16 protein-coding genes and 2 tRNA genes are annotated in these 18,360 nt (G+C 62.5%); 10 read left to right on the top strand and 8 right to left on the bottom strand.

The window, feature by feature from the left end; translation table 11 throughout:
* Position 1 precedes the first annotated feature (1 nt).
* Both RCO24_RS15080 and RCO24_RS15075 read left to right on the top strand, forming a co-directional pair.
* Complete coding sequence (locus tag RCO24_RS15080) at positions 2-265, top strand: cytochrome C oxidase subunit IV family protein (protein WP_308963272.1); 264 nt, start codon at positions 2-4, stop codon at positions 263-265.
* 2 nt (positions 266-267) lie between these two features.
* A complete protein-coding gene (locus tag RCO24_RS15075) occupies positions 268-522 on the top strand; it encodes a hypothetical protein (protein ID WP_308963271.1) in 255 nt (84 codons plus the stop codon).
* Between the two features lie 86 nt (positions 523-608).
* Here the strand turns inward: RCO24_RS15075 and RCO24_RS15070 are convergent, their stop codons facing one another.
* Both RCO24_RS15070 and RCO24_RS15065 read right to left on the bottom strand, forming a co-directional pair.
* Positions 609-1,841, bottom strand: a complete 1,233-nt coding sequence (locus RCO24_RS15070) for an HlyD family secretion protein (protein WP_308963270.1) — start codon at positions 1,839-1,841, stop codon at positions 609-611.
* A 3-nt stretch (positions 1,842-1,844) separates the two neighbouring features.
* A complete protein-coding gene (locus RCO24_RS15065; protein ID WP_308963269.1) occupies positions 1,845-2,261 on the bottom strand; it encodes a hypothetical protein in 417 nt (138 codons plus the stop codon).
* A 552-nt stretch (positions 2,262-2,813) separates the two neighbouring features.
* On the opposite strand from RCO24_RS15065, the gene RCO24_RS15060 reads away from it, so the two are divergent.
* Both RCO24_RS15060 and RCO24_RS15055 read left to right on the top strand, forming a co-directional pair.
* A complete protein-coding gene (locus RCO24_RS15060) occupies positions 2,814-3,578 on the top strand; it encodes a LuxR C-terminal-related transcriptional regulator (protein ID WP_308963268.1) in 765 nt (254 codons plus the stop codon).
* A gap of 302 nt (positions 3,579-3,880) precedes the next feature.
* The gene (locus RCO24_RS15055; protein WP_308963267.1) at positions 3,881-4,111 is read left to right on the top strand and encodes a hypothetical protein; all 231 of its coding nucleotides are present in this window, start codon (positions 3,881-3,883) and stop codon (positions 4,109-4,111) included.
* Positions 4,112-4,153: 42 nt separating this feature from the next.
* On the opposite strand, the gene RCO24_RS15050 is transcribed toward RCO24_RS15055, so the two are convergent.
* The 6 genes from RCO24_RS15050 to RCO24_RS15025 all read right to left on the bottom strand — a co-directional run bounded on the left by RCO24_RS15050 (position 4,154) and on the right by RCO24_RS15025 (position 8,856).
* Positions 4,154-4,963: an LssY C-terminal domain-containing protein gene (locus tag RCO24_RS15050; RefSeq protein WP_308963266.1), complete on the bottom strand. Its 810-nt coding sequence runs from the start codon at positions 4,961-4,963 to the stop codon at positions 4,154-4,156.
* A gap of 277 nt (positions 4,964-5,240) precedes the next feature.
* A tRNA-Asn gene (locus RCO24_RS15045) sits at positions 5,241-5,315 on the bottom strand.
* A 258-nt stretch (positions 5,316-5,573) separates the two neighbouring features.
* Positions 5,574-7,139: a cation acetate symporter gene (locus tag RCO24_RS15040; RefSeq protein WP_308963558.1), complete on the bottom strand. Its 1,566-nt coding sequence runs from the start codon at positions 7,137-7,139 to the stop codon at positions 5,574-5,576.
* A gap of 17 nt (positions 7,140-7,156) precedes the next feature.
* Entirely contained in the window at positions 7,157-7,471 is a 315-nt protein-coding gene (locus RCO24_RS15035; RefSeq protein WP_308963265.1) for a DUF485 domain-containing protein, read from the bottom strand.
* A 154-nt stretch (positions 7,472-7,625) separates the two neighbouring features.
* Positions 7,626-8,399, bottom strand: coding sequence for an enoyl-ACP reductase FabI (gene fabI, locus RCO24_RS15030; RefSeq protein WP_308963264.1), 774 nt, complete (start codon positions 8,397-8,399; stop codon positions 7,626-7,628).
* A gap of 383 nt (positions 8,400-8,782) precedes the next feature.
* Positions 8,783-8,856 (bottom strand) — tRNA-Cys (locus RCO24_RS15025).
* A 172-nt stretch (positions 8,857-9,028) separates the two neighbouring features.
* On the opposite strand from RCO24_RS15025, the gene RCO24_RS15020 reads away from it, so the two are divergent.
* From RCO24_RS15020 to RCO24_RS14995, 6 genes are all read left to right on the top strand, one after another.
* Positions 9,029-9,451, top strand: a complete 423-nt coding sequence (locus tag RCO24_RS15020) for a DUF1232 domain-containing protein (protein WP_308963263.1) — start codon at positions 9,029-9,031, stop codon at positions 9,449-9,451.
* A 160-nt stretch (positions 9,452-9,611) separates the two neighbouring features.
* Positions 9,612-10,268: a protein-L-isoaspartate O-methyltransferase gene (locus RCO24_RS15015; RefSeq protein WP_308963262.1), complete on the top strand. Its 657-nt coding sequence runs from the start codon at positions 9,612-9,614 to the stop codon at positions 10,266-10,268.
* Positions 10,269-10,620: 352 nt separating this feature from the next.
* On the top strand, positions 10,621-12,054 hold the full coding sequence (locus RCO24_RS15010) for a TolC family outer membrane protein (RefSeq protein ID WP_308963261.1): 1,434 nt from the start codon (positions 10,621-10,623) through the stop codon (positions 12,052-12,054).
* Between the two features lie 336 nt (positions 12,055-12,390).
* Positions 12,391-13,404: a DUF2497 domain-containing protein gene (locus RCO24_RS15005; protein WP_308963260.1), complete on the top strand. Its 1,014-nt coding sequence runs from the start codon at positions 12,391-12,393 to the stop codon at positions 13,402-13,404.
* A 224-nt stretch (positions 13,405-13,628) separates the two neighbouring features.
* Positions 13,629-15,236 carry a DUF2497 domain-containing protein gene (locus tag RCO24_RS15000; protein WP_308963259.1) on the top strand — a complete coding sequence of 536 codons (1,608 nt, stop codon included), beginning with the start codon at positions 13,629-13,631 and terminating at the stop codon, positions 15,234-15,236.
* Positions 15,237-15,435: 199 nt separating this feature from the next.
* Positions 15,436-18,351, top strand: a complete 2,916-nt coding sequence (locus RCO24_RS14995; RefSeq protein ID WP_308963258.1) for a valine--tRNA ligase — start codon at positions 15,436-15,438, stop codon at positions 18,349-18,351.
* Positions 18,352-18,360: the final 9 nt, after the last annotated feature.

Genomic DNA, 18,360 nt, shown 5'->3' with positions numbered 1-18,360 from the left:
CATGCCCGCGCGCGATCTCGTCCAAGCCTGGATGGCTCTCATCGCCCTGAGCATCGGAACGGTTCTGATTGTGCAGGCCTCGGGGCACAGCGGTACGTTCACGGCTGCCGGCGTGCTTGCGCTGGCGGGCCTCAAGGCGCGCGTGATCCTTTCCCGCTATCTTGGGCTTTCAGGTTCGCGCTTCTGGATGCGAACGTTCGATCTCGCGATCGGAGTGTTTCTGGCGCTCGCGTTCGCGCTGTATCTCTTCGGCAGCGGGCGCTGAGCATGGGCGAGCATAAGAGCACGAGAACCGATGGCCTGCAGAAGCAGCCTATCCCGCGAGGACTGCTCGCGTTCTGCTTCGCGCTGATGGGCCCCGCATTCGCGATCAATGCCGCCTTCATCGCGATTGCCGTCCCGGCCATGGCGCCTTATGGCGTCAAGGGCCTGGTGATCGTCGGATTGATTGGATCGGTGTTCGGGATCTTCCCGGCGCTCTGGCTCGCGCGTCGGATCCACGAGGGCATCCAGGACAACTGACGACAGGCTTTACATCGGGCGTACATGAATTCCGACGCGCCAAAGCTCTGCCAAGGACAGATCACGTCACCCAGGAGCGGTGGGTGTTAGTGTCCGCCAAGGACCAGGATCCTGACCGGAAGCATCAACGCCTGGGCACGCAGGATAATGGCGTGCACGACGCCGACGGCGTCGACCATGTGAAGATAGAGCCACGTCAAAGCGCCGACGTCCTCTTTCTCCAGCCGGTCGTGATTGCTCGTGTAGGCGTTGGCAATGCAGCTGCTGCCCGGCGTCACGCCGTCCAACCCATCCTGATAAAGGGGCTCCAAGAAAACCAGCAGCGTTCCAGGCTTCGTCACCTGCTGCACTTCGATCAACTGCTCCCCGGCCCGGACCTGTCCCGCTGCGATGTAATCCTGCACGCCAGTCACGACCATGGGGATGATGGTCAGCGGTTTGGAGATGCAGATCGCTTCCGCGGCCATGCCAACCTTCATCACTTGCGCTTCGATCTGTCCAAAGCCGGCCTGGAGCTGCTGCCGCCCGGCGTCCGAAGGAATGAGAATGCCGGCGGGTCGCATGAACGGATTGACGATGTCGCCGACTTTGAGAATGAACTGCTCCACCCGGCCGGACACTCCGGCGTAGACGGTCGTCTTGTCGAGATCGACCTGCGCTTGAACGAGGGCCGCTTCGGCACTGGCCCTTTGCGCGGGAAGTAGCGTGGATATGCGCGTCTCCGCTTCCTGCCTGGCCGCTTCCGCGGCTACAACCGCGCCTTTTCGCCCGTCGACGGCGTTCTGCAGCCGCTCGATCTCGCGTACCGTTACGACATCGGCATTGCGCTGCCTCAGCTCAGCCTTCGTATTCAGCTCTTCCAACGCCTGCTGGTAGGCGCCTTTCGCTTGCTGGATCTGGCCTTCCGCAGCGGCGATGTCGGCCTGCGTCATCACTTTTTGTGCGTCGATCTCCGAGATGCGCCGTTTTGCCAGTTCGAGATCCGCCTGTTGCTTGGTGCTGTCCAGCTTGAAGATCGGGGCGCCCTTTTCAATTTCATCGCGCCACTGGACGAAGATCTCGCTCACTCTGCCATTGGTTTCCGGCAGGATCGGAATGGTGCGAAAGAAAGGCGTGGCGCTCGATGTCGAGGGATGGTGGTAAAAGATGATCGTGATCAGGAGCATCGCGAGCATGAGACAGGTCGTAATTCCCCATCTCAACTCGAACCACACGGAGTACTGCGTGATCTCGTATCCGATCCGCTTGCCTTGCGCATAGCGCCGGTAAAGATAGTCGGGAAGGATCGTGAACAGCGAACAGAGCGCGATTTCCAGCATGACCTAGGCTCCCGGCTCGGGCTGCGGATCGGCGGGTTTGTGGGGTGGGGCCGCGGGTGCGGGAACCTCCTCCGCAGGAGGCTCGACGCCGGACAGTCGCTCGAGCGAAGCGGCCATGCGTTTCAACGGAGTTTGGAAATCGGGAATATCGATCAGGGCCAGCAGCAGGCCCGCGACCCAGAACGCGTGCACGTGGGTGAAGAGAGATAGCAAGCCGAGAACGGCCACGATCTCGAACTGGAATTTCTTATGACCTAAGCGCTCGGGTAGCGAGTGCAAGCGGAAGAATATCACGCCGAGTCCGAGCACAATGGCAACGACAACGATCGTCGTGATCGTGAATAGTACGTCGGTTTGACCGGGCGCCGTCAGGAACCACGGCAAATGGTGCGATGCGAGAGGGTGCTGCGTTGGTGTCATGACGCCCCTCAACTGCCGATAGTTGGTTTGCGGATGGTAGGGCGACTACGGCAATTTAGCAACGTTCTGACAAACCGCGATGCCTGCAGAGAGCGTCGGGTGCGAGCGGATACCGGCGCCGGGAGTCTGGTCCGCCAAGGATGGAAGACGACTTCGTGGCGGTCTCGGGCAGAAAACTGCATATGTGCGATGTTATTGAAAAAGACGACACTTCCATTGATTGAGTAACCAATCACTGCGAATTGGCGCGCTGCGGGATGCGCGGCTGGATTAGTTTGCGATTGTGTCCGACGCATTCTCTCGCATGCTGGACGCTCGGCTGAGGTCCGCGCAACTCAAGTCGATGCAGGACCTCAGCTCGACTTCCGTCGCCGCGTGTGCGGTCGCTAGCCAATCTTTGTTTGGTGCCTGTACGAGGCCAGCTTGCTGGCGCTCAGACGATTGAGAGCCTGCTGCGTGGGCGCAGTGCAAATGTTCGAATGCCTGAGCCAGCGGTTGTTCGTGAGCAGGACGACACAGGAGACGTAGCCTCATTCCAGCGGAGCGCGGGTGATGCAGACTCCAATTTGTCTTTCGACGCTCGGCAGTGAAACTCTGAGGTACATATCAGACGTCGATAGTCTGACCACGACCGACGAGGTACTCGACAATCTGAACCTGATCGCTAACGAAACGTGCCAGATCAACGTGCTCGGTGCCCTCATGCTGCCGTTGCACCATGGCGACTGGGAAAGCCTTGAAAAAGGAAAGACGGTCTTCCTGCACAAGAGCGTGCCCCGCGGATGGTGGGAAGAGCATATGGAACTAAGCCGCGCCCACCCAGGGTTCGGGATGTCGTTTGCGCTGCTGTCACTCGCGCCATTCACAATGTCGGAATTGATGCGCGCGCTTGAACCGTTGGCGGCTGATCGCTGGCCATTCGAGGTCGCATTGAAGCACGGCATGCGGGATCGATTGAACTGTCCCGTCGGTGGCCGATGGCTCATTTCCTATTGGTCCCGCAGTGTCATGTCGATGCGCCTGAACGAGGGAGCCAGAGCAATCCTGTTCATGGCCGCTACATTCGCAGCGATCCGCCTACAGAAGCTCCTCGGCCCTCAAGTCGTTCGAATTGGAAAGGGCGCGATGCTTACACCGCGCGAGCTTGCGGTGCTGCGGTTGCTCTCGCTTGGAAATCAGGTCAGTGAGATCGCTAGGCTTCTCGATCTCGGTGAAGAGACGATCCGCAGCCACGTCAAGAAGGCTCAAGCCAAGCTCGGCGTTCGAACGCAAGCACACGCCGTCGCACAAGCCCTGCGGCGGCGCCTGATACCCTAAGTCTCCCCCAAACCGGGGATGGCATTTTATCAGTTCACCATCATGTTCAGGGTCAACCAATGCGCATCCCGATCTCGCGCGCTGTGCATTGAGCTTATGCACGGCCTTACTTTCGGGGGAGCCTTCCGGGAAACGCGAGTTCCCCGGCTCAGCGAGCCGAGCGCCGTGCCCGTGGCACGATTTGTTTCGTTGTCACGGTGTGGTGCTCGGCTCGAGCGTTCATTTCGCGAGCTCGTCCTGAGCTTGCAACTGCGCTGCAGGCGAGAAGCCCGGAGAGAAGCGTGTACAAGAACCTAAAAAGCATGACCACTTTGGGCATGCCCGGCGTATTCAGCACTGATCCCAGCGGCGAGCCGTTCGATATCACGGTCGCAGATTCATTCTGCATCGTTTCGGCTTCCACACCGCTCCAGCTCGCGTATGCCGTCAACAAGCTCGCAACGGACCAACACTGGCAGCTGCATGGGTCGCCGGCGCACGACGGAGATCGCTATCATCAGTGGATGACGCGAGCTCGATCGAACGGGCAGTAGAGTTGCCATCCTGCTGCCGCAGAGCCAATGTCCGCAAGGAAGCTACGCGATCTCGGCGACTGCGATCTCGCCGTCGGCGATATAGTGATTGACGCGTTCGAGGCGGTCTCCGGGCTTGAACAACACAGCATGCCGGATGGCGCCACACCGAGTGAGCTCGCCGATTATGAAGTCGCGTTCGGCGTTGGTGTCCGCGTCGGTTGCGTGCGTGATCTGAAACGTTAGTCGCGTCAGCGAAAAGCCTGTGTCCCGCGTGCCAGCACCCACCCAAAGCGCAAGTTCCGAATGATGCGGACGGTCTGTGTTGAGCCAGAAGTCGAGCGTGTTTGCATTTGCCTGCGCGTTTGCGACGTCCTGGGCCCAGAAGCGGATATGATGGCGCTTGCGGGGGCTGTTGCCGATGGCCTTTTGGAAGCCGATGTCCTGCCCGCGTCCAAATAGGTAGAGGGTGCTGAACGGCGCCGTTGGATAGGGCTTGTTCAGCACGAAGGCCTTAGCCATCAGCCACGACGTTTTGATATTCAGCGGGTCCGCTTCGACCCAGCCGGCGCCAGCGAAGGCCGTGCGGAGTTGATCTAACGTGCCCACGAGCGCGAGATTGACGGGATCGCCGACAAGTCCATCACCCGTGACCGTGAAGCGCGGCACATGCTTGCGCTGGAGCAGCTTGAGGCCCATGCGAACCGCGCGCGGCAGGATGACATAAGCTCCGATGCCGTAAGTGATGCCGAGCGCGAAAAGAGTTGGGACCTTCTTGTCGGTGAACTCGAAGACATACACGATCAGCCAGATGCTGATGATGCCAAGGCTCAGCACGGCCAAGCGCTGCAGAATTCTCACGATGGCTCTCATGCGTTTGTCCCGCGTACGCGATTTGCGTCGGGCATGAGGTTAGCGTGCGCTGTTGCAGCCCAGCAACTGGACGCTGCGACGAAGACATTCGGTTGGTTTGTAATTTGTGGGGCTGTCTGAGGTGAGCCGCCCTGGCGCGTGTAAGGGGAGGGGCCTGTAAAGGTGCCCGAGTGGCATGTTCGCCTGCTCAGGGCCGCATCTCTTGGAGAATCCCTCGAAAGTCGGCCCCGCGTGCGGAGTCGATTATCGCTAGGCCATTTATATCAAAGGGAAAAATTGGCTCCGTGGGTAGGATTCGAACCTACGACCGTCCGATTAACAGTCGGATGCTCTACCACTGAGCTACCACGGAATGCCGGTAAACGTCTTTGAGAGCCGGGCTCATAGCAGATGCTTGCTGCCAGGGCCAGAGGCAAAGCGAAAAATCTCACCAAATCCAGACCGTTTTCGTCCGGCTTTCGGCAGGCGATGTTCGCAAGACGCTGTTCCCTAGCCGCCGGAGCGCCGGCTGGCAAGAGGATCATTGGCCGCGTCGCAGAGACACCAGGAAAATGGGCTTCCGCGAGATGCATCGGCCTACGATCCTGACGCCGGGCGCGCGGTAGACATTCTAGTGCGATACCGCGGCGCCTACGCCTATCCCGGTCTCCGAGCGCACGAACTGTGCGTCGAAGGCGCGCCGCTCCGCCTCGGCCGACGCGCTCCGGTCGAGTTTCGAAACGACATAGATTCCGAGGAACGCGAGCGTCATCGAAAAGAGCGCTGGGCTGTCGTAGGGGAACAGGGGTTGCGCGAAGCCGAAGGTCTTCACCCATACGGCCGGGCTCAGTACCACCATGCCGATGGCGGAGGCCAATCCGAGAAAGCCGCCGACGACCGCGCCGCGCGTTGTCGTGCCGCGCCAGAAGATGCTCATCAGCAGCACCGGGAAATTGCAGCTCGCGGCGACGGCAAAGGCGAGGCCGACCATGAACGCGACGTTCTGCTTCTCGAAGATGTAACCCAGCAGGATCGCGATGATGCCGATCACGACGGCGCTGATTTTCGACAGGCGCACTTCCGTTGCCTCCGACGTGCGTCCTTTTGCGAAGACGTTGGCGTAGAGATCGTGGCTCACGGCCGAGGCGCCGGCCAGCGTCAGCCCCGCGACGACGGCAAGGATCGTCGCGAAGGCGACGGCCGAGATGAAGCCCAGAAAAAGCGAGCCGCCGACGGCGTTAGCGAGGTGCACGGCGGCCATGTTGGTGCCGCCGATCAAGCCGTTGATCTTGTCGTAGGTGCCGCCTTCGCCCGGCTTGAAATAGGACGGGTCATTCATCAACAGCGTTATGGCGCCGAAGCCGATGATGAAGGTCAGGATGTAGAAGTAGCCGATGAAGCCGGTGGCGTAGAACACCGATTTGCGGGCAGCCTTGGCGTCGCGCACGGTGAAGAAGCGCATCAGGATGTGCGGCAAGCCGGCGGTGCCGAACATTAGCGCGAGGCCGAGCGAGACGGCGGATACGGGGTCGGTTACGAGCTTGCCCGGCGCGAGGATTGAGAGGCCGCCGGGGTGGGTTTCGGTTGCGCTTTTGAACATCGCTTCGGGCGAGAAGCTGAAGTGCACGAGCACCATTACTGCCATGAAGGTCGCGCCGCCGAGCAGGAGGCAGGCCTTGATGATCTGCACCCACGTCGTGGCGACCATGCCGCCCGTTGCGACGTAAGTCACCATCAACACGCCGACGACGATCTCGGCGTAGAAATAGGGCAGGCCGAACAGCAGCTCGATAAGTTTTCCGGCCCCCACCATCTGCGCGATCAGATAAAGCGCGACGACGGCGAGCGTGCCAACCGCCGACAGCGTCCGGATCGGCGTCGACTGCAGGCGGAAGGCGGCGACGTCGGCGAAGGTGAAGCGGCCGAGGTTCCGTAACCGCTCGGCAATCAGAAACAGCACGATCGGCCAGCCGACCAGCCAACCGACGGAATAGATCAGCCCGTCGAAACCCGACGAGAAGACGAGCGCGGAAATCCCGAGAAAGGACGCCGCGGACATGAAGTCGCCGGCGATGGCGAGGCCGTTCTGAAAGCCGGTAATGCCACCGCCTGCCGCGTAGAAGTCTGCGGCGGTGCGCGTGCGGCTTGCGGCCCACTTCGTGATGAGAAGCGTGCTCGCCACGAAGATCAGAAACATCACGATGGCTTCGACGTTCACGAGGCCCTCTCGATGATTTTTTGGGTTTCGACGTCGAAGTCGGCGTTGGCGCGGCGCACGTAGATGCCGGTGAGCACGAAGGCGGTCAGAATGACGCCGATGCCGATGGGAATGCCGATCGTCAGCGTTCCATTCGCGAGAGGCGCTGCGAGCAGGCTCGGCGCGAAGGCGACCGTCAGAATGAAACTGAAGTAGATCACGACCATGGCGGCCGAGAGGCCCCAGGCGAATCGCGAGCGTCTTTGCACGAGGGCGTGAAATTCGGGATCGCGCGCGATGCGCTCGATCCGCGCGGCGTCGTCGGATGACATCCTGATGTTTCCCCCGGTCGGTGACTTCGTCCGGCTCTCGATTTTGTCTGGTTCTGGCGCCGGCGCTCGCTTCCGGAGGACCATAAACGATCCCGGGACGAGCGGAAGATGTTCCTTCGGCCAGAGGATCGGCCGCTTCTGCGCGCGCCGTTTTTCAGGCCATCGTGTGGTAGCCGTTGTCGGCGTAGACAACGGAGCCCGAAAGAGGGGCGGCTGCGCCGCTGACGAGAAACGCGGCGACGCGGCCGATTTCCTCTATTCCGACCAGGCGCCCCGCGGGCGTGCGCTGGCGCACCTCGTCCAGCAGCTCGTCGAAGCGGTCGATGCCGGAGGCGGCACGGGTTTTGACCGGACCTGTCGAAATGGCGTGGGCGCGAATGCGCTGGCCGGCGAGATCGGCGGCAACGTAGCGGACGCTGGCTTCTAGAGCGGCTTTCACCGGTCCCATCAGGTTGTAGTTTTCGACAACCCTGTCGGCCCCGTAGAAGCTGACGGTCAAAAGGCAGCCGCCGTCCTTCATCAGCGGAGCCGCGAGTTTGGCCATGCGGATGAACGAGTGGCACGACACGTCCATCGCCAGCGCGAAGCCTTCAGCCGAGCAATTGACGAGGCTCGTATGCAGATCCTCACGCGGGGCAAAGGCGATCGAATGCAGGAGGAAGTCGAGCTTGCCCCAGTCCTTGTCGATCCGTTCGAATACGGCTTCCAACTGGCCGGGGATGCGCACGTCGCAGGGAACGACGATCGAGGCGGCCACGTTTTCGGCGACCGGCGCGACGAAGGGCGCGGCCTTCTCGTTGAGATAGGTGACGGCGAGATCGGCGCCGGCTTCGGCGAATGCCGCCGCACATCCGGCTGCAATGCTGTGCTCGTTGGCGATGCCGACAACGAGGCCGCGCTTTCCGGCAAGATCGACGATAGCTGACAAGGCCTGGTCCTCATGCGTCCTGGGAGACCGAGACCGGCTGCGCGCCGGGCATCGATCAAGATCGACGCAGGTTGTCAGGTTATTGGTTCGGAAGCATGAAGGCGGTGCGCGACATCGCGTCCGCTCTCGGGGCGTGCGCGCTCACACGTAGCCTTTGTCGCTGAGCTTCCTGCGCAGCGCTTTGCTCAGCATGTAGGCAATGACTGCCTTCAATATCCCGGATCGTCTCCACATGGGACGTGTCCTGACAGATAAAAAAGGCGGTTGTCGGACAGATTGATGAGGGCAGGCGTTTGCTGCAGCGCATGGTGGTTGCGCGCTGGGATTTTCCGTCCCGCAGATCGGCGGGAGGGGCGGGTGCTGGTGTCTCGAAAGGGAAAAACTGGAGGCCACGCCCGGAATTGAACCGGGGTACGCGGATTTGCAGTCCGCTGCGTCACCACTCCGCCACGTGGCCTCTGGATTTTTCGCCCTGCCCGGGGATCAACCCAGTTGCGGGGCTCGGGCCGGATATCGAACGGCCGAGCGGCGCCTTTACGGCGCGCCGCACGCATCTATCATAGAGACGAAGCTTAGCACAAGCACATGGATATGGATTGGGTGGTCGGCGAGGGTCAAGGAGCTGGGACGTGAGCGGTCGGGTCCGGGAAACGGCGGCCAGGTTGCTGGGGCGCCTCGAAGAATTGGCCCGGCGCGCCAAGCGTGACGGCCTCGCGCTCTATCTTGCCGCCCGCCATCCTCGGGTCTCCTGGACGGTGAAGGCGTTTGCCGTGCTGGTGGCTGCCTACGTGCTGTCGCCGATCGATCTCATTCCGGATTTCATTCCCGTCATCGGGTTTCTGGACGAACTCATTCTGCTGCCGCTGGTTGTCGGCGTGCTCGTGCGGACGGTCGATCCGGAGATCATGGCGGAGCTGCGCGCGGAGGCGGCGGTGCTGGCGGAGCGGCCGCGCAGCCGGCTCGGTGCTCTGTTGATCGTTACGATCTGGGTTGCGGTGGCGAGCCTCGTCGTCTGGGCATTCTGGCCGACTGCGCCGCCGGTGAATTCCTGACTTCTGCGCTCGGTCTCGGCGCGCTAAGCGAATTGTTCTTATTTGCGACGTCCTGCGGTCGCGCGGGCTGTGGCCGCGCCGCGCGAGTTTGAGTATGGTCGTTCGCATCGCGCCGATCGTCCGAGCTGGACGTTCGGCAGGAAGTGCTCGGGAGGACGCAGTGGATACCGCCATTCAGCGCAAAAACATGGTCGAATCGCAGGTTCGGCCCAGCGACGTGACTGACCGGCGCATCATCCGGGCGATGCTCGAGCTGCCGCGGGAGACGTTTGTTTCCGAGCGTGCGCGGGATCTGGCTTACATGGATGGTCCCGTGCCGGTCGGCACAACGGGAGGCGGGCGCTCGCTGCTTTCGGCTCGGGTGTTCGCCAAGCTGGTGCAGGCGGCCCAGATCGATCCGGATGCCGCGGTCCTCGATGTGGGGGCAGCGACCGGGTATTCGTCAGCCGTGCTTGCGCAGCTCGCGGGCAGCGTGATTGCGCTCGAGGCCGACAGTGCGCTCGCCGCCATTGCCCGAGCCAAGCTCGCATCGGAAGGCCAGAAGGTTCAGGTGGTCGAGGGCAATCTCGCGGATGGATGGTCGGCCGAAGGCCCGTACGACGCGATCGTCGTCGAGGGTGCCGTACAAGACGTGCCATCCCAGCTGCTCGATCAGCTCAAGGATGGTGGTCGGCTGGTGGCGATCGTCGGAGACGGCAAGATCGGTCGCGCGACCGTCTGGCGGCGTGATGCAGGGACCTTCGGGCATCTCGCAATATTCGATGCCACCGCCGATTTGCTACCGGGGTTTCAAAAAGCGCACGAATTCGCCTTTTGAAAATAGTCGGCGACAACCCTTGCATCTGGCTGACCGTTGCTTATCCACCGGACCCGCGGCGGGCCGAAGATCCGTTGACGGACTGACCATGTTGTTCCGTTAAATCAATGAATTAGCTGATATTCGCTCATGTTACTTACCGGTAACTCCGGTGGGCGATGATTTCTGGTGTGTGGGAATGCGGCCACGCTTTTCCGAGCTTGTAGGGTGAGACCCCTCCGCCGCCCTTCTTCGAATCAAATCACTGCTCTAAGACGTTAAGAGTTGGCACTGGGGGTGAATTCGCGACCTTCATCTGGATGCCTCTGTTTTCAGAGGCTTGGAAGGAAGCGAGCAGGGCTTGGAGTTTACTTTGGTCGCGCTCAAACGGAATTTGCAGCTTTCCGTTCTTGCTGCCCTCGCGGTAGCGGGTGGAGCTGTCATGGGCTTGCCGACCGAGGTTCGCTCCGAGACGCTCAATCAGGCACTCGCCTCGGCCTATCAATACAATCCGCAGCTCGATGCAGAGCGCGCGCGCTTGCGCGCAGTCGATGAAGAAGTGACGCGCGCTCGGTCCGGCTTCCGGCCGGTGATCACGGGAAACGCCGACGTCAACTATCAGAACACCAAAACGCGCGCGATAACCGGTACGACGGAGAACGAACTCAAGCCGAAGGGTTATTCGGTCGAGGCCGTCCAGCCGATCTTCAACGGCTTCCGCACCATCAACTCGGTCAACGAGCAAGAGGCGAACGTCCGCGCCGGCCGTGAGACGCTGCGTTCGGTCGAGCAAGCCGTTCTGCTCGATGCCGTCACGGCGTTCATGGATGTCGTGCGCGATCAGGCGATCTTGAAGCTGCGCGAAAACAACGTGAACGTGCTCTCGCGCGAACTCAAAGCAACGCAGGATCGCTTCGCTGTCGGCGAAGTGACGCGCACGGACGTAGCGCAGGCGCAGGCGCGCCGCGCTGGTTCCGTGTCGGCGCTCGATCTTGCCAAGGCGAATCTCAAGACAAGCCGCGCCACCTATGAGCGCGTCGTTGGTCATGCGCCGGACAATCTGGTCGAGCCGAGCGGATACGAGCGGCTGGTTCCGAGATCTCTGGAAGAGGCGACCCGGATCGGCACCTCGGAGAGCCCGGCCGTCGTCAATTCGCTCTATCTCGAGCAGGCCGCCCGTTTTGGCGTGGATCGGATTCGCGGTGAACTGCTGCCGTCGGTTCAGCTCGAGGCTTCGTATACCGATCGTTTCGACACCTCGGTCGGGATCAACGAGACGGAAGATGCCGTCGTTACCGGCCGTTTGACTGTGCCGATCTACGAGGGCGGCGAAGTCTATGCGCGCGTTCGTCAGCAGAAGCACATTCATGTCAGCCGCCTGCAGGAGATCGAGCAGGCCCGGAGCGAGACCGAGGCGAACGTCGTCGGAGCCTGGTCGCAGCTGCTCGCGTTCCGCGCGCAGGTCCAGTCCGATCAGTCGCAGGTCAGCGCCAATACGACGGCTCTCACCGGCGTGCGCGAAGAAGAGCGAGTTGGGCAGCGCACGCTTCTCGACGTGCTCAACGCGGAGCTGGAGCTTCTGACCTCGCAGGTCACGCTCGAGACGACGCGTCGTAACGTTGTCGTTGCCAACTACGCGGTGCTGGCAGCGATCGGACGGCTCGATGCTGTGAATATCGGCTTCACGTCGATCGCCTACGATGCTGAAGCACATTATCAGGAAGTGCGCCGTAAACCTTGGGGCACTTCGATAACCCATTCCGACGGCCGCACCGAAGAGCTGCCGGCGTCTGATCCCGTAAAATAAAATCCTTGAGCAGGGCACAGTCGGCGGGTTAGCTGAGGCTAATCGCTGTCGATTTGTGTTGTGCTGTGGCTTTGCCACATCGTTGCCCATTATCGCGCTTAGCTTCGAGCGCGGTGGGAGTCCCACACACAACTTTTGTATTAGCGGAAATGCTGCGTCTGCCAGGGCGCGGGTGATCCTTGGCGCACGTCAGCTCTACGAACGCCTCGTCGTGTGCGCACGCGGGGTCAGGCACTGCAATCGGGGAATTGCGGTGGCCTCAGTCGGGGACGGCATCCATGCGGGTCGGGTGTCGCAGTGCTTGTCGTGGTGTGCGTAGGGAGTGGCGTAATGAACATGACAGAGAAAAACGGCCAGCCGAGCATGGAGGAGATCCTGGCATCGATCCGCAGGATCATTGCCGAGGAACCCGCCGGGCATGGCTCCCATGGGGAGCTTCGCGGTACGCCGATCATGCTTAGGGGCGATAGTGCGCTCGACGATGCTGGCGATTTCGATCTGCCCGCAATTTTCAGATCTTCGCCTCCGGCCGCAAGCGAGAAGCAGACGCCGCTGCTTGGCCGTCTCACGGATGCGATTCGGGGCGCGACGTCGGCACAGCCCGAAACTCGCCCGCTGTTCAACGGTGACGACGATTTCTCCCGGGGCGCGCCGGTAGAGGGTGGTGCGCTTTCGTCCGAATCCCCCGCTCCCAATGCAGGCTTGAGCTCTCTCAAGAGCGTGCGGCCGAGCGAATCCGCTCCGAGCGACCCACACGCTGCGAGCGCGCCTGCCGCGCCGGTTTCGCAGTCGTCCGGGGGGGCTCCGGCCTCCGCCTCGAGCGCACCGGAAGGCGGTGATGCTCCCAAGCGGGTGATGAGCGCGTTCAAGGATACGCATTTTCTCCGCATGGCCGCGCCCACCGGCGCGCTTCCGTCGCCTGCTCCTGCCGCCACGCCCGAGCCTGCGCCGGTCGTCCAGCGCACACCCGAGCCGCCGGCCGGCTCTCCTGTCGATTTCCGCGCTATTGTTCCGGGCCAGTTCGAGCGGGTCTCGCCGACTCCGATTAACCCATCTCAGTTCGTCGTGACGGAAGTGCCTGAGGAACCCTTCGTAGTGGTGGTTCCGCCGGTCGCCGCCGCGCCTCCGGTCGCGGCGATGCCGCCGCCGCCGCTTCCCTCATCGAGCGCGCCGGCGCCGGATGCGGTTGTGCCTGCGGCTGCTCAGCCCGAGGGCACGATCGAAGATGCAACCGCGGATCTTTTGCGGCCGATGCTACGCCAGTGGCTCGCGGACAATATGCCCCGCATGGTCGAAAAGGCCCTCCACATCGAAATCGCGGAGAGCGTCAAGGCGCCGAAGAAGCCCTGAGACACGACTTAATGCCGTCTTAACATCGTTTTTGCCTCGAAAACGTCGTATGCGCGGTTGAGCATATACGGTGAGAAGAGTGCGGATAGGGTGGTCGAGACGCATTGAAGCCATGTCGATGCCGGGGTACGTCTTCCCAAGAGGCGATTTTTGTTGCGCTATTCCGTTTGCGGCCGGTCCATGGCAACCGAGCCGCGCGGTGCGCATCGGGCGGTAGGTAGGGCATGAACAGACCGGACAAAGCCGGCGAGCAGAGCATGGAAGAGATTCTGGCTTCGATCCGCCAGATCATCGCGGATGAGCCGTCGTCCGATCGTTCTGACGCCGTTATCGACGCCAATCCTCTCGTGCCCAAGTCGTCCGGTGCCGGTGGCGCGACGCCTTTGGATACGCGGACGCCGCCGTTGCTCGATCGGCTGAATGGCGTGCTCCGGAACGGGTCGCTTCCGCCCACGAATCCGCTCGGCTCCAAGCGCCCGTTGTCGTTCGACCAGGACCTCGCCGACATGTTCGACGAAGGCGACGCGCAAGGCGCTGCTCTCGCGGCGCCGAAGCCTGAGCTGTCGTTTTCGACGGCATCGAAGTCGTCCGCTTCGGCGGAAGCGAGCGACAAGCCTGCATTGAACGGGGCCGCGTTGCTGCCGCCTCAGCTTTCGGCTTCGCAGCCAACCTCCGCGTCATCGTCCTCGTTCGTTCCGCCGCTGCCGTTCGGGGGCTCCGATAGCGAGGCGGTCAAGGATGTCGCGCCGCCTGCGCCGCGCAATTTCGGTTTTCCGCCGCTCCGGAAGCAGGGGTTTTATCCGCCGCAGAACGCGATGCCGGTGCTGCCGCCGCTTCCGCCTGTGGAATCTTCGCGGGCAGCCGCGGCTTCGCCGCCCGAGAGCGCAGAGGAAAAGCTGAAGCGGCTTTCCGGCCTTGGCGCCGTGGTGCCGGGCGAGATCTCGTCGGGATCCGCTCAGACGGGCGCATCGACATCGACGCTGTTTGGCTCGCCGGTTTTTTCGACACCCGAGGCGAAGCCCGCGACCGAGGTTCGTCCGGCCTCGTCTTCGCTCGATCGCGATACCTCCTTGCGTAACGACGCCGACGTTTCGACGGGGCTGCCTGCTCTCGAAACGCCCGCACCGTTCCGGAGTGCCGTGGCCGAGCCCGCCTTCGAGGCGTTCGGGCGTGCACCCGATAGCGGAAACGGACGCGATACACCTCGGGCGGATGCGGAGATCATCGACGCTTCAACCGACGTCGAGGCTGAGCTCGTCGAGCCGGTATCTTTCGCGCCTGCTCCCGTCGTTGATGTTGCGCCGATCGATATTGCCCCCGTCGCGCCGATCAATCCGGCGCCGGCATCGAAACCTGCCGCGGCCACGAGGCCGTTTTCCGATCGTTTTTCCGCGCTCGGCAACATCGCGCCTCCTCCGGCTTCGCCGGTGGTCGAGCCGGCACCGCGTTTCGCGACTGCGGCTCCAGCTGCAGAAACTGCCGCGGCGCAGGCTCTCGATGCTCTCGCACAGGGGCTTGCGGCCTCGGCTGCCGCGTCGGCTTTTGCAGGGGTGACCCAGTCGTCTGCACAGGCAGCCATTCCGTTGACGCCGATCGTGGAGCCCGCCGGTGCCGCCGGGTTGCCCCCAGTCAACGCGCTGACGCCAGCGCCGGGGGCTGCGGGCGGCGCAGTGCCGGCTGCTGCTCGTACGCTCGAGGATGCCGTTGCCGACATGTTGCGCCCGATGCTGCAGCAGTGGGTCGCCGACAATATGCCGCGCATCATCGAGAAAGCGCTGCGCAACGAGGTGAGCAATCCGGTCCGTCCTGGCTCCAAGCCGTCCGGGTCTTGATTTTGCACGCGTTTCCCTGAACGATCCAGAGCGCTTCGCGCATTCGCCCTCGCGGGCGCGTGCGGCTCGCTCGCTGCCGATTGACAGGCGGCAAGCGGGTTCGTAGGACGCCACAACTCCGTTTCTCGTGCCGGTGCCGGGAAAGCGTCCGGCTTTTCCGTCCGCACACCAATTTCATCCGCAAAGGCTCGCGCGACCCATGCTCGACAAGACCTATCAGCCCGCCGAGATCGAGCCGCGGATCAACGAAGAGTGGAACAAGGCCGACGCTTTCAAGTGTGGCCGCCCGGAGCGCGCCGGCGCCGAGCCCTATTCGATCGTGATCCCGCCGCCGAACGTGACCGGCTCGCTCCATATGGGGCATGCGCTCAACAACACGCTGCAGGACGTGCTGGTGCGCTTCGAGCGCATGCGCGGGCGCGACGTGCTGTGGCAGCCGGGCACGGACCACGCGGGCATCGCGACGCAGATGGTGGTCGAGCGTCAGCTGATGGAGCGGCAGCAGCCGAACCGCCGCGAGCTCGGGCGCGAGGAATTCGTGCGCCGGGTGTGGGCGTGGAAGGAAGAGAGCGGATCGACCATCGTCAACCAGCTCCGCCGGCTCGGTGCTTCGTGCGACTGGTCGCGCGAGCGCTTCACGATGGACGAAGGGCTTTCGCGCGCGGTCGTGAAAGTGTTCGTCGAGCTGCACCGGAAGGGGCTCATCTACAAGGACAAGCGGCTCGTCAACTGGGACCCCAAGTTCCAGACCGCGATCTCGGATCTCGAGGTCGTGCAGGTCGAGAAGAAGGGCTCGTTCACATGGGTGGACGGCGATCCCGAGACGCCGTTCGATGCGGAGGCGCTGGCGAAGGTTCTGAAGAAGGATCCTTCAGGGCACATGTACCATTTCCGCTATCCGCTGGCGGACGGCAAAACCTACGAGCATCCGATTGCATTCGACGACGAGGGCAAGCCCACGGCGTTCGAGACGCGCTCCTACATCATCGTCGCGACGACGCGTCCCGAGACGATGCTGGGCGATACGGGCGTTGCTGTGCATCCCGAGGACGAGCGCTACGCAGCGCTCGTGAAGGCTCGCGCGAAGGTGCTGCTGCCGCTGGTTGGCCGCGAGATTCCGATTGTCGCCGACGAGTACTCCGATCCCGAGAAGGGAACGGGCGCGGTGAAGATCACGCCGGCGCACGACTTCAACGACTTCGAGGTTGGGAAGCGGCACGATCTCGCGAAGCTCAACGTGCTCGATGCGTTTGGCAAGATCTTCCAAGACGCGGATGTGCCGGAGGCCTATCGCGGGCTCGACCGGTTCGAAGCGCGCAAGCGCATCGTTGCGGATATCGCGGCGCTGGGTCTGCTCGCCAAGATCGAGCCGACGACGCACACCGTTCCGCACGGCGATCGGTCGAATGACGTCATCGAGCCGTGGCTGACAGACCAGTGGTACGTCAATGCGGAGGAGCTTGCGAAGCCCGCGATAGCTGCGATCGAGAGCGGCAAGACGCAGTTTGTGCCGAAGAACTGGGAAAAGACCTACTTCGAGTGGATGCGCAACATCCAGCCGTGGTGCATTTCGCGCCAACTGTGGTGGGGCCATCAAATTCCGGCGTGGTACGGGCCCAAAAAGGCAGAAGGTGTACTGTCGCTCGTTGAACGTGAGTTTTTCGTTGCTTCCTCCGAGGAAGAAGCGCTCGAGAAAGCCCGAGCCTACTACGGGTTGTCAGTAGAGATTGTTTCAAACGAATTGGAATTCTCAACGCGCTTCAGTGGCAATCCGAAGGACAAGCTGCTTCCTATTCCGATTTATCGCGACGAAGACGTGCTCGACACGTGGTTCTCCTCGGCGCTGTGGCCGTTCTCGACGCTCGGCTGGCCCGACGATACGACCGAGCTGAAACGCTACTATCCGACCAGCGTGCTCGTCACCGGCTTCGACATCATCTTCTTCTGGGTCGCCCGCATGATGATGATGGGCGAGCACTTCATGCAGGAGGTGCCGTTCCGTGACATCTACATCCATGCCCTCGTTCGCGACGAGAAGGGGCAGAAGATGTCGAAATCGAAGGGCAACGTCATCGATCCCTTGCAGATCATCGACAAGTACGGCGCGGATGCGCTGCGCTTCACGCTCGCCGCGATGGCCGCGCAGGGCCGCGATATCAAGCTGGCGCCACAGCGCGTGGAGGGCTATCGCAACTTCGCGACCAAGCTCTGGAACGCCGCGCGCTTCGGCGAGATGAACGAATGCGTGCGCCAGTTCGACTTCGATCCGCATTCCGTCAAGCACACGCTGAACCGGTGGATCGTCGGCGAGACGGAGCGCGCGGCAAACGCCGTGACGGCCGGGCTCGAAGGCTACAAGTTCAACGAGGCGGCCGGCGCCATCTACGAGTTCGTGTGGGGTGTCTACTGCGACTGGTACCTGGAGCTGATCAAGCCGATCCTGGCGGGTGACGACGAGGACGCGATCCTCGAAACGCGCGCCTGCACGGCGTGGGTGCTCGATCAGTGCCTCAAGCTGCTGCATCCGTTCATGCCGTTCATCACCGAAGAGCTGTGGGCGCACATGGTCGAGCACGGGCATGCGCGCAAGTCGCTCCTGTGTCTGTCCGAGTGGCCGCGCCTTTCGGGACTTTCGAGCACGGAAGCCGACGAGGAAATCGGCTGGGTGGTGAAGCTGGTTTCCGAGGTTCGCTCGGTGCGTACGGAGATGAACATCCCGGCTGGTGCGAAAATCCCGCTGGTCATCACGGGGGCGAGCGAGGCCACGGCTGCGCGCGCGCGCCGGCACGATGAAACGATCCGGCGGTTGGCGCGCCTCGAGAGCATCACGTTCGCGCAGGCGGCGCCCAAGGGCGCGGCGCTGATCGTGATCGGGGAAGCGACCGTCGCGCTGCCGCTCGAAGGCGTCATCGACATGGGGGCCGAACGCAAGCGCCTTCAGAAAGAGATTGAAAAGGCTGAGGGCGATCGCGGCAAAGCGACGGCGTGGCTCGCGAACGAGGCCAATGTCGCGAAGTCGCCAGAGCATGTGGTGGAGCTCAACCGCGAGCGCGTCGTCGAAACCAGCGACCGCATCACGCGACTTTCGGCGGCTTTGAAGCGCATCGAGGGGTAGTGCACCCTC

Origin of the sequence: Hyphomicrobium sp. LHD-15 (assembly GCF_031157355.1) — a bacterium.
GTDB lineage: Bacteria > Pseudomonadota > Alphaproteobacteria > Rhizobiales > Hyphomicrobiaceae > Hyphomicrobium_C.
Note: the sequence above shows the minus strand (reverse complement) of the source record. Positions and strands in the feature narration are given on the sequence as shown.

Bases quoted from the DNA above. Each gene is read 5' to 3' on its own strand.
- RCO24_RS15050 (WP_308963266.1), bottom strand. From the start codon at position 4,963: ATGAGAGCCATCGTGAGAATTCTGCAGCGCTTGGCCGTGCTGAGCCTT.
- RCO24_RS15040 (WP_308963558.1), bottom strand. From the start codon at position 7,139: ATGTTTCTGATCTTCGTGGCGAGCACGCTTCTCATCACGAAGTGGGCC.
- RCO24_RS15065 (WP_308963269.1), bottom strand. From the start codon at position 2,261: ATGACACCAACGCAGCACCCTCTCGCATCGCACCATTTGCCGTGGTTC.
- RCO24_RS14995 (WP_308963258.1), top strand. From the start codon at position 15,436: ATGCTCGACAAGACCTATCAGCCCGCCGAGATCGAGCCGCGGATCAAC.
- RCO24_RS15075 (WP_308963271.1), top strand. From the start codon at position 268: ATGGGCGAGCATAAGAGCACGAGAACCGATGGCCTGCAGAAGCAGCCT.
- RCO24_RS15035 (WP_308963265.1), bottom strand. From the start codon at position 7,471: ATGTCATCCGACGACGCCGCGCGGATCGAGCGCATCGCGCGCGATCCC.
- RCO24_RS15000 (WP_308963259.1), top strand. From the start codon at position 13,629: ATGAACAGACCGGACAAAGCCGGCGAGCAGAGCATGGAAGAGATTCTG.
- RCO24_RS15080 (WP_308963272.1), top strand. From the start codon at position 2: ATGCCCGCGCGCGATCTCGTCCAAGCCTGGATGGCTCTCATCGCCCTG.
- RCO24_RS15055 (WP_308963267.1), top strand. From the start codon at position 3,881: ATGACCACTTTGGGCATGCCCGGCGTATTCAGCACTGATCCCAGCGGC.
- RCO24_RS15005 (WP_308963260.1), top strand. From the start codon at position 12,391: ATGACAGAGAAAAACGGCCAGCCGAGCATGGAGGAGATCCTGGCATCG.
- RCO24_RS15060 (WP_308963268.1), top strand. From the start codon at position 2,814: ATGCAGACTCCAATTTGTCTTTCGACGCTCGGCAGTGAAACTCTGAGG.
- RCO24_RS15070 (WP_308963270.1), bottom strand. From the start codon at position 1,841: ATGCTGGAAATCGCGCTCTGTTCGCTGTTCACGATCCTTCCCGACTAT.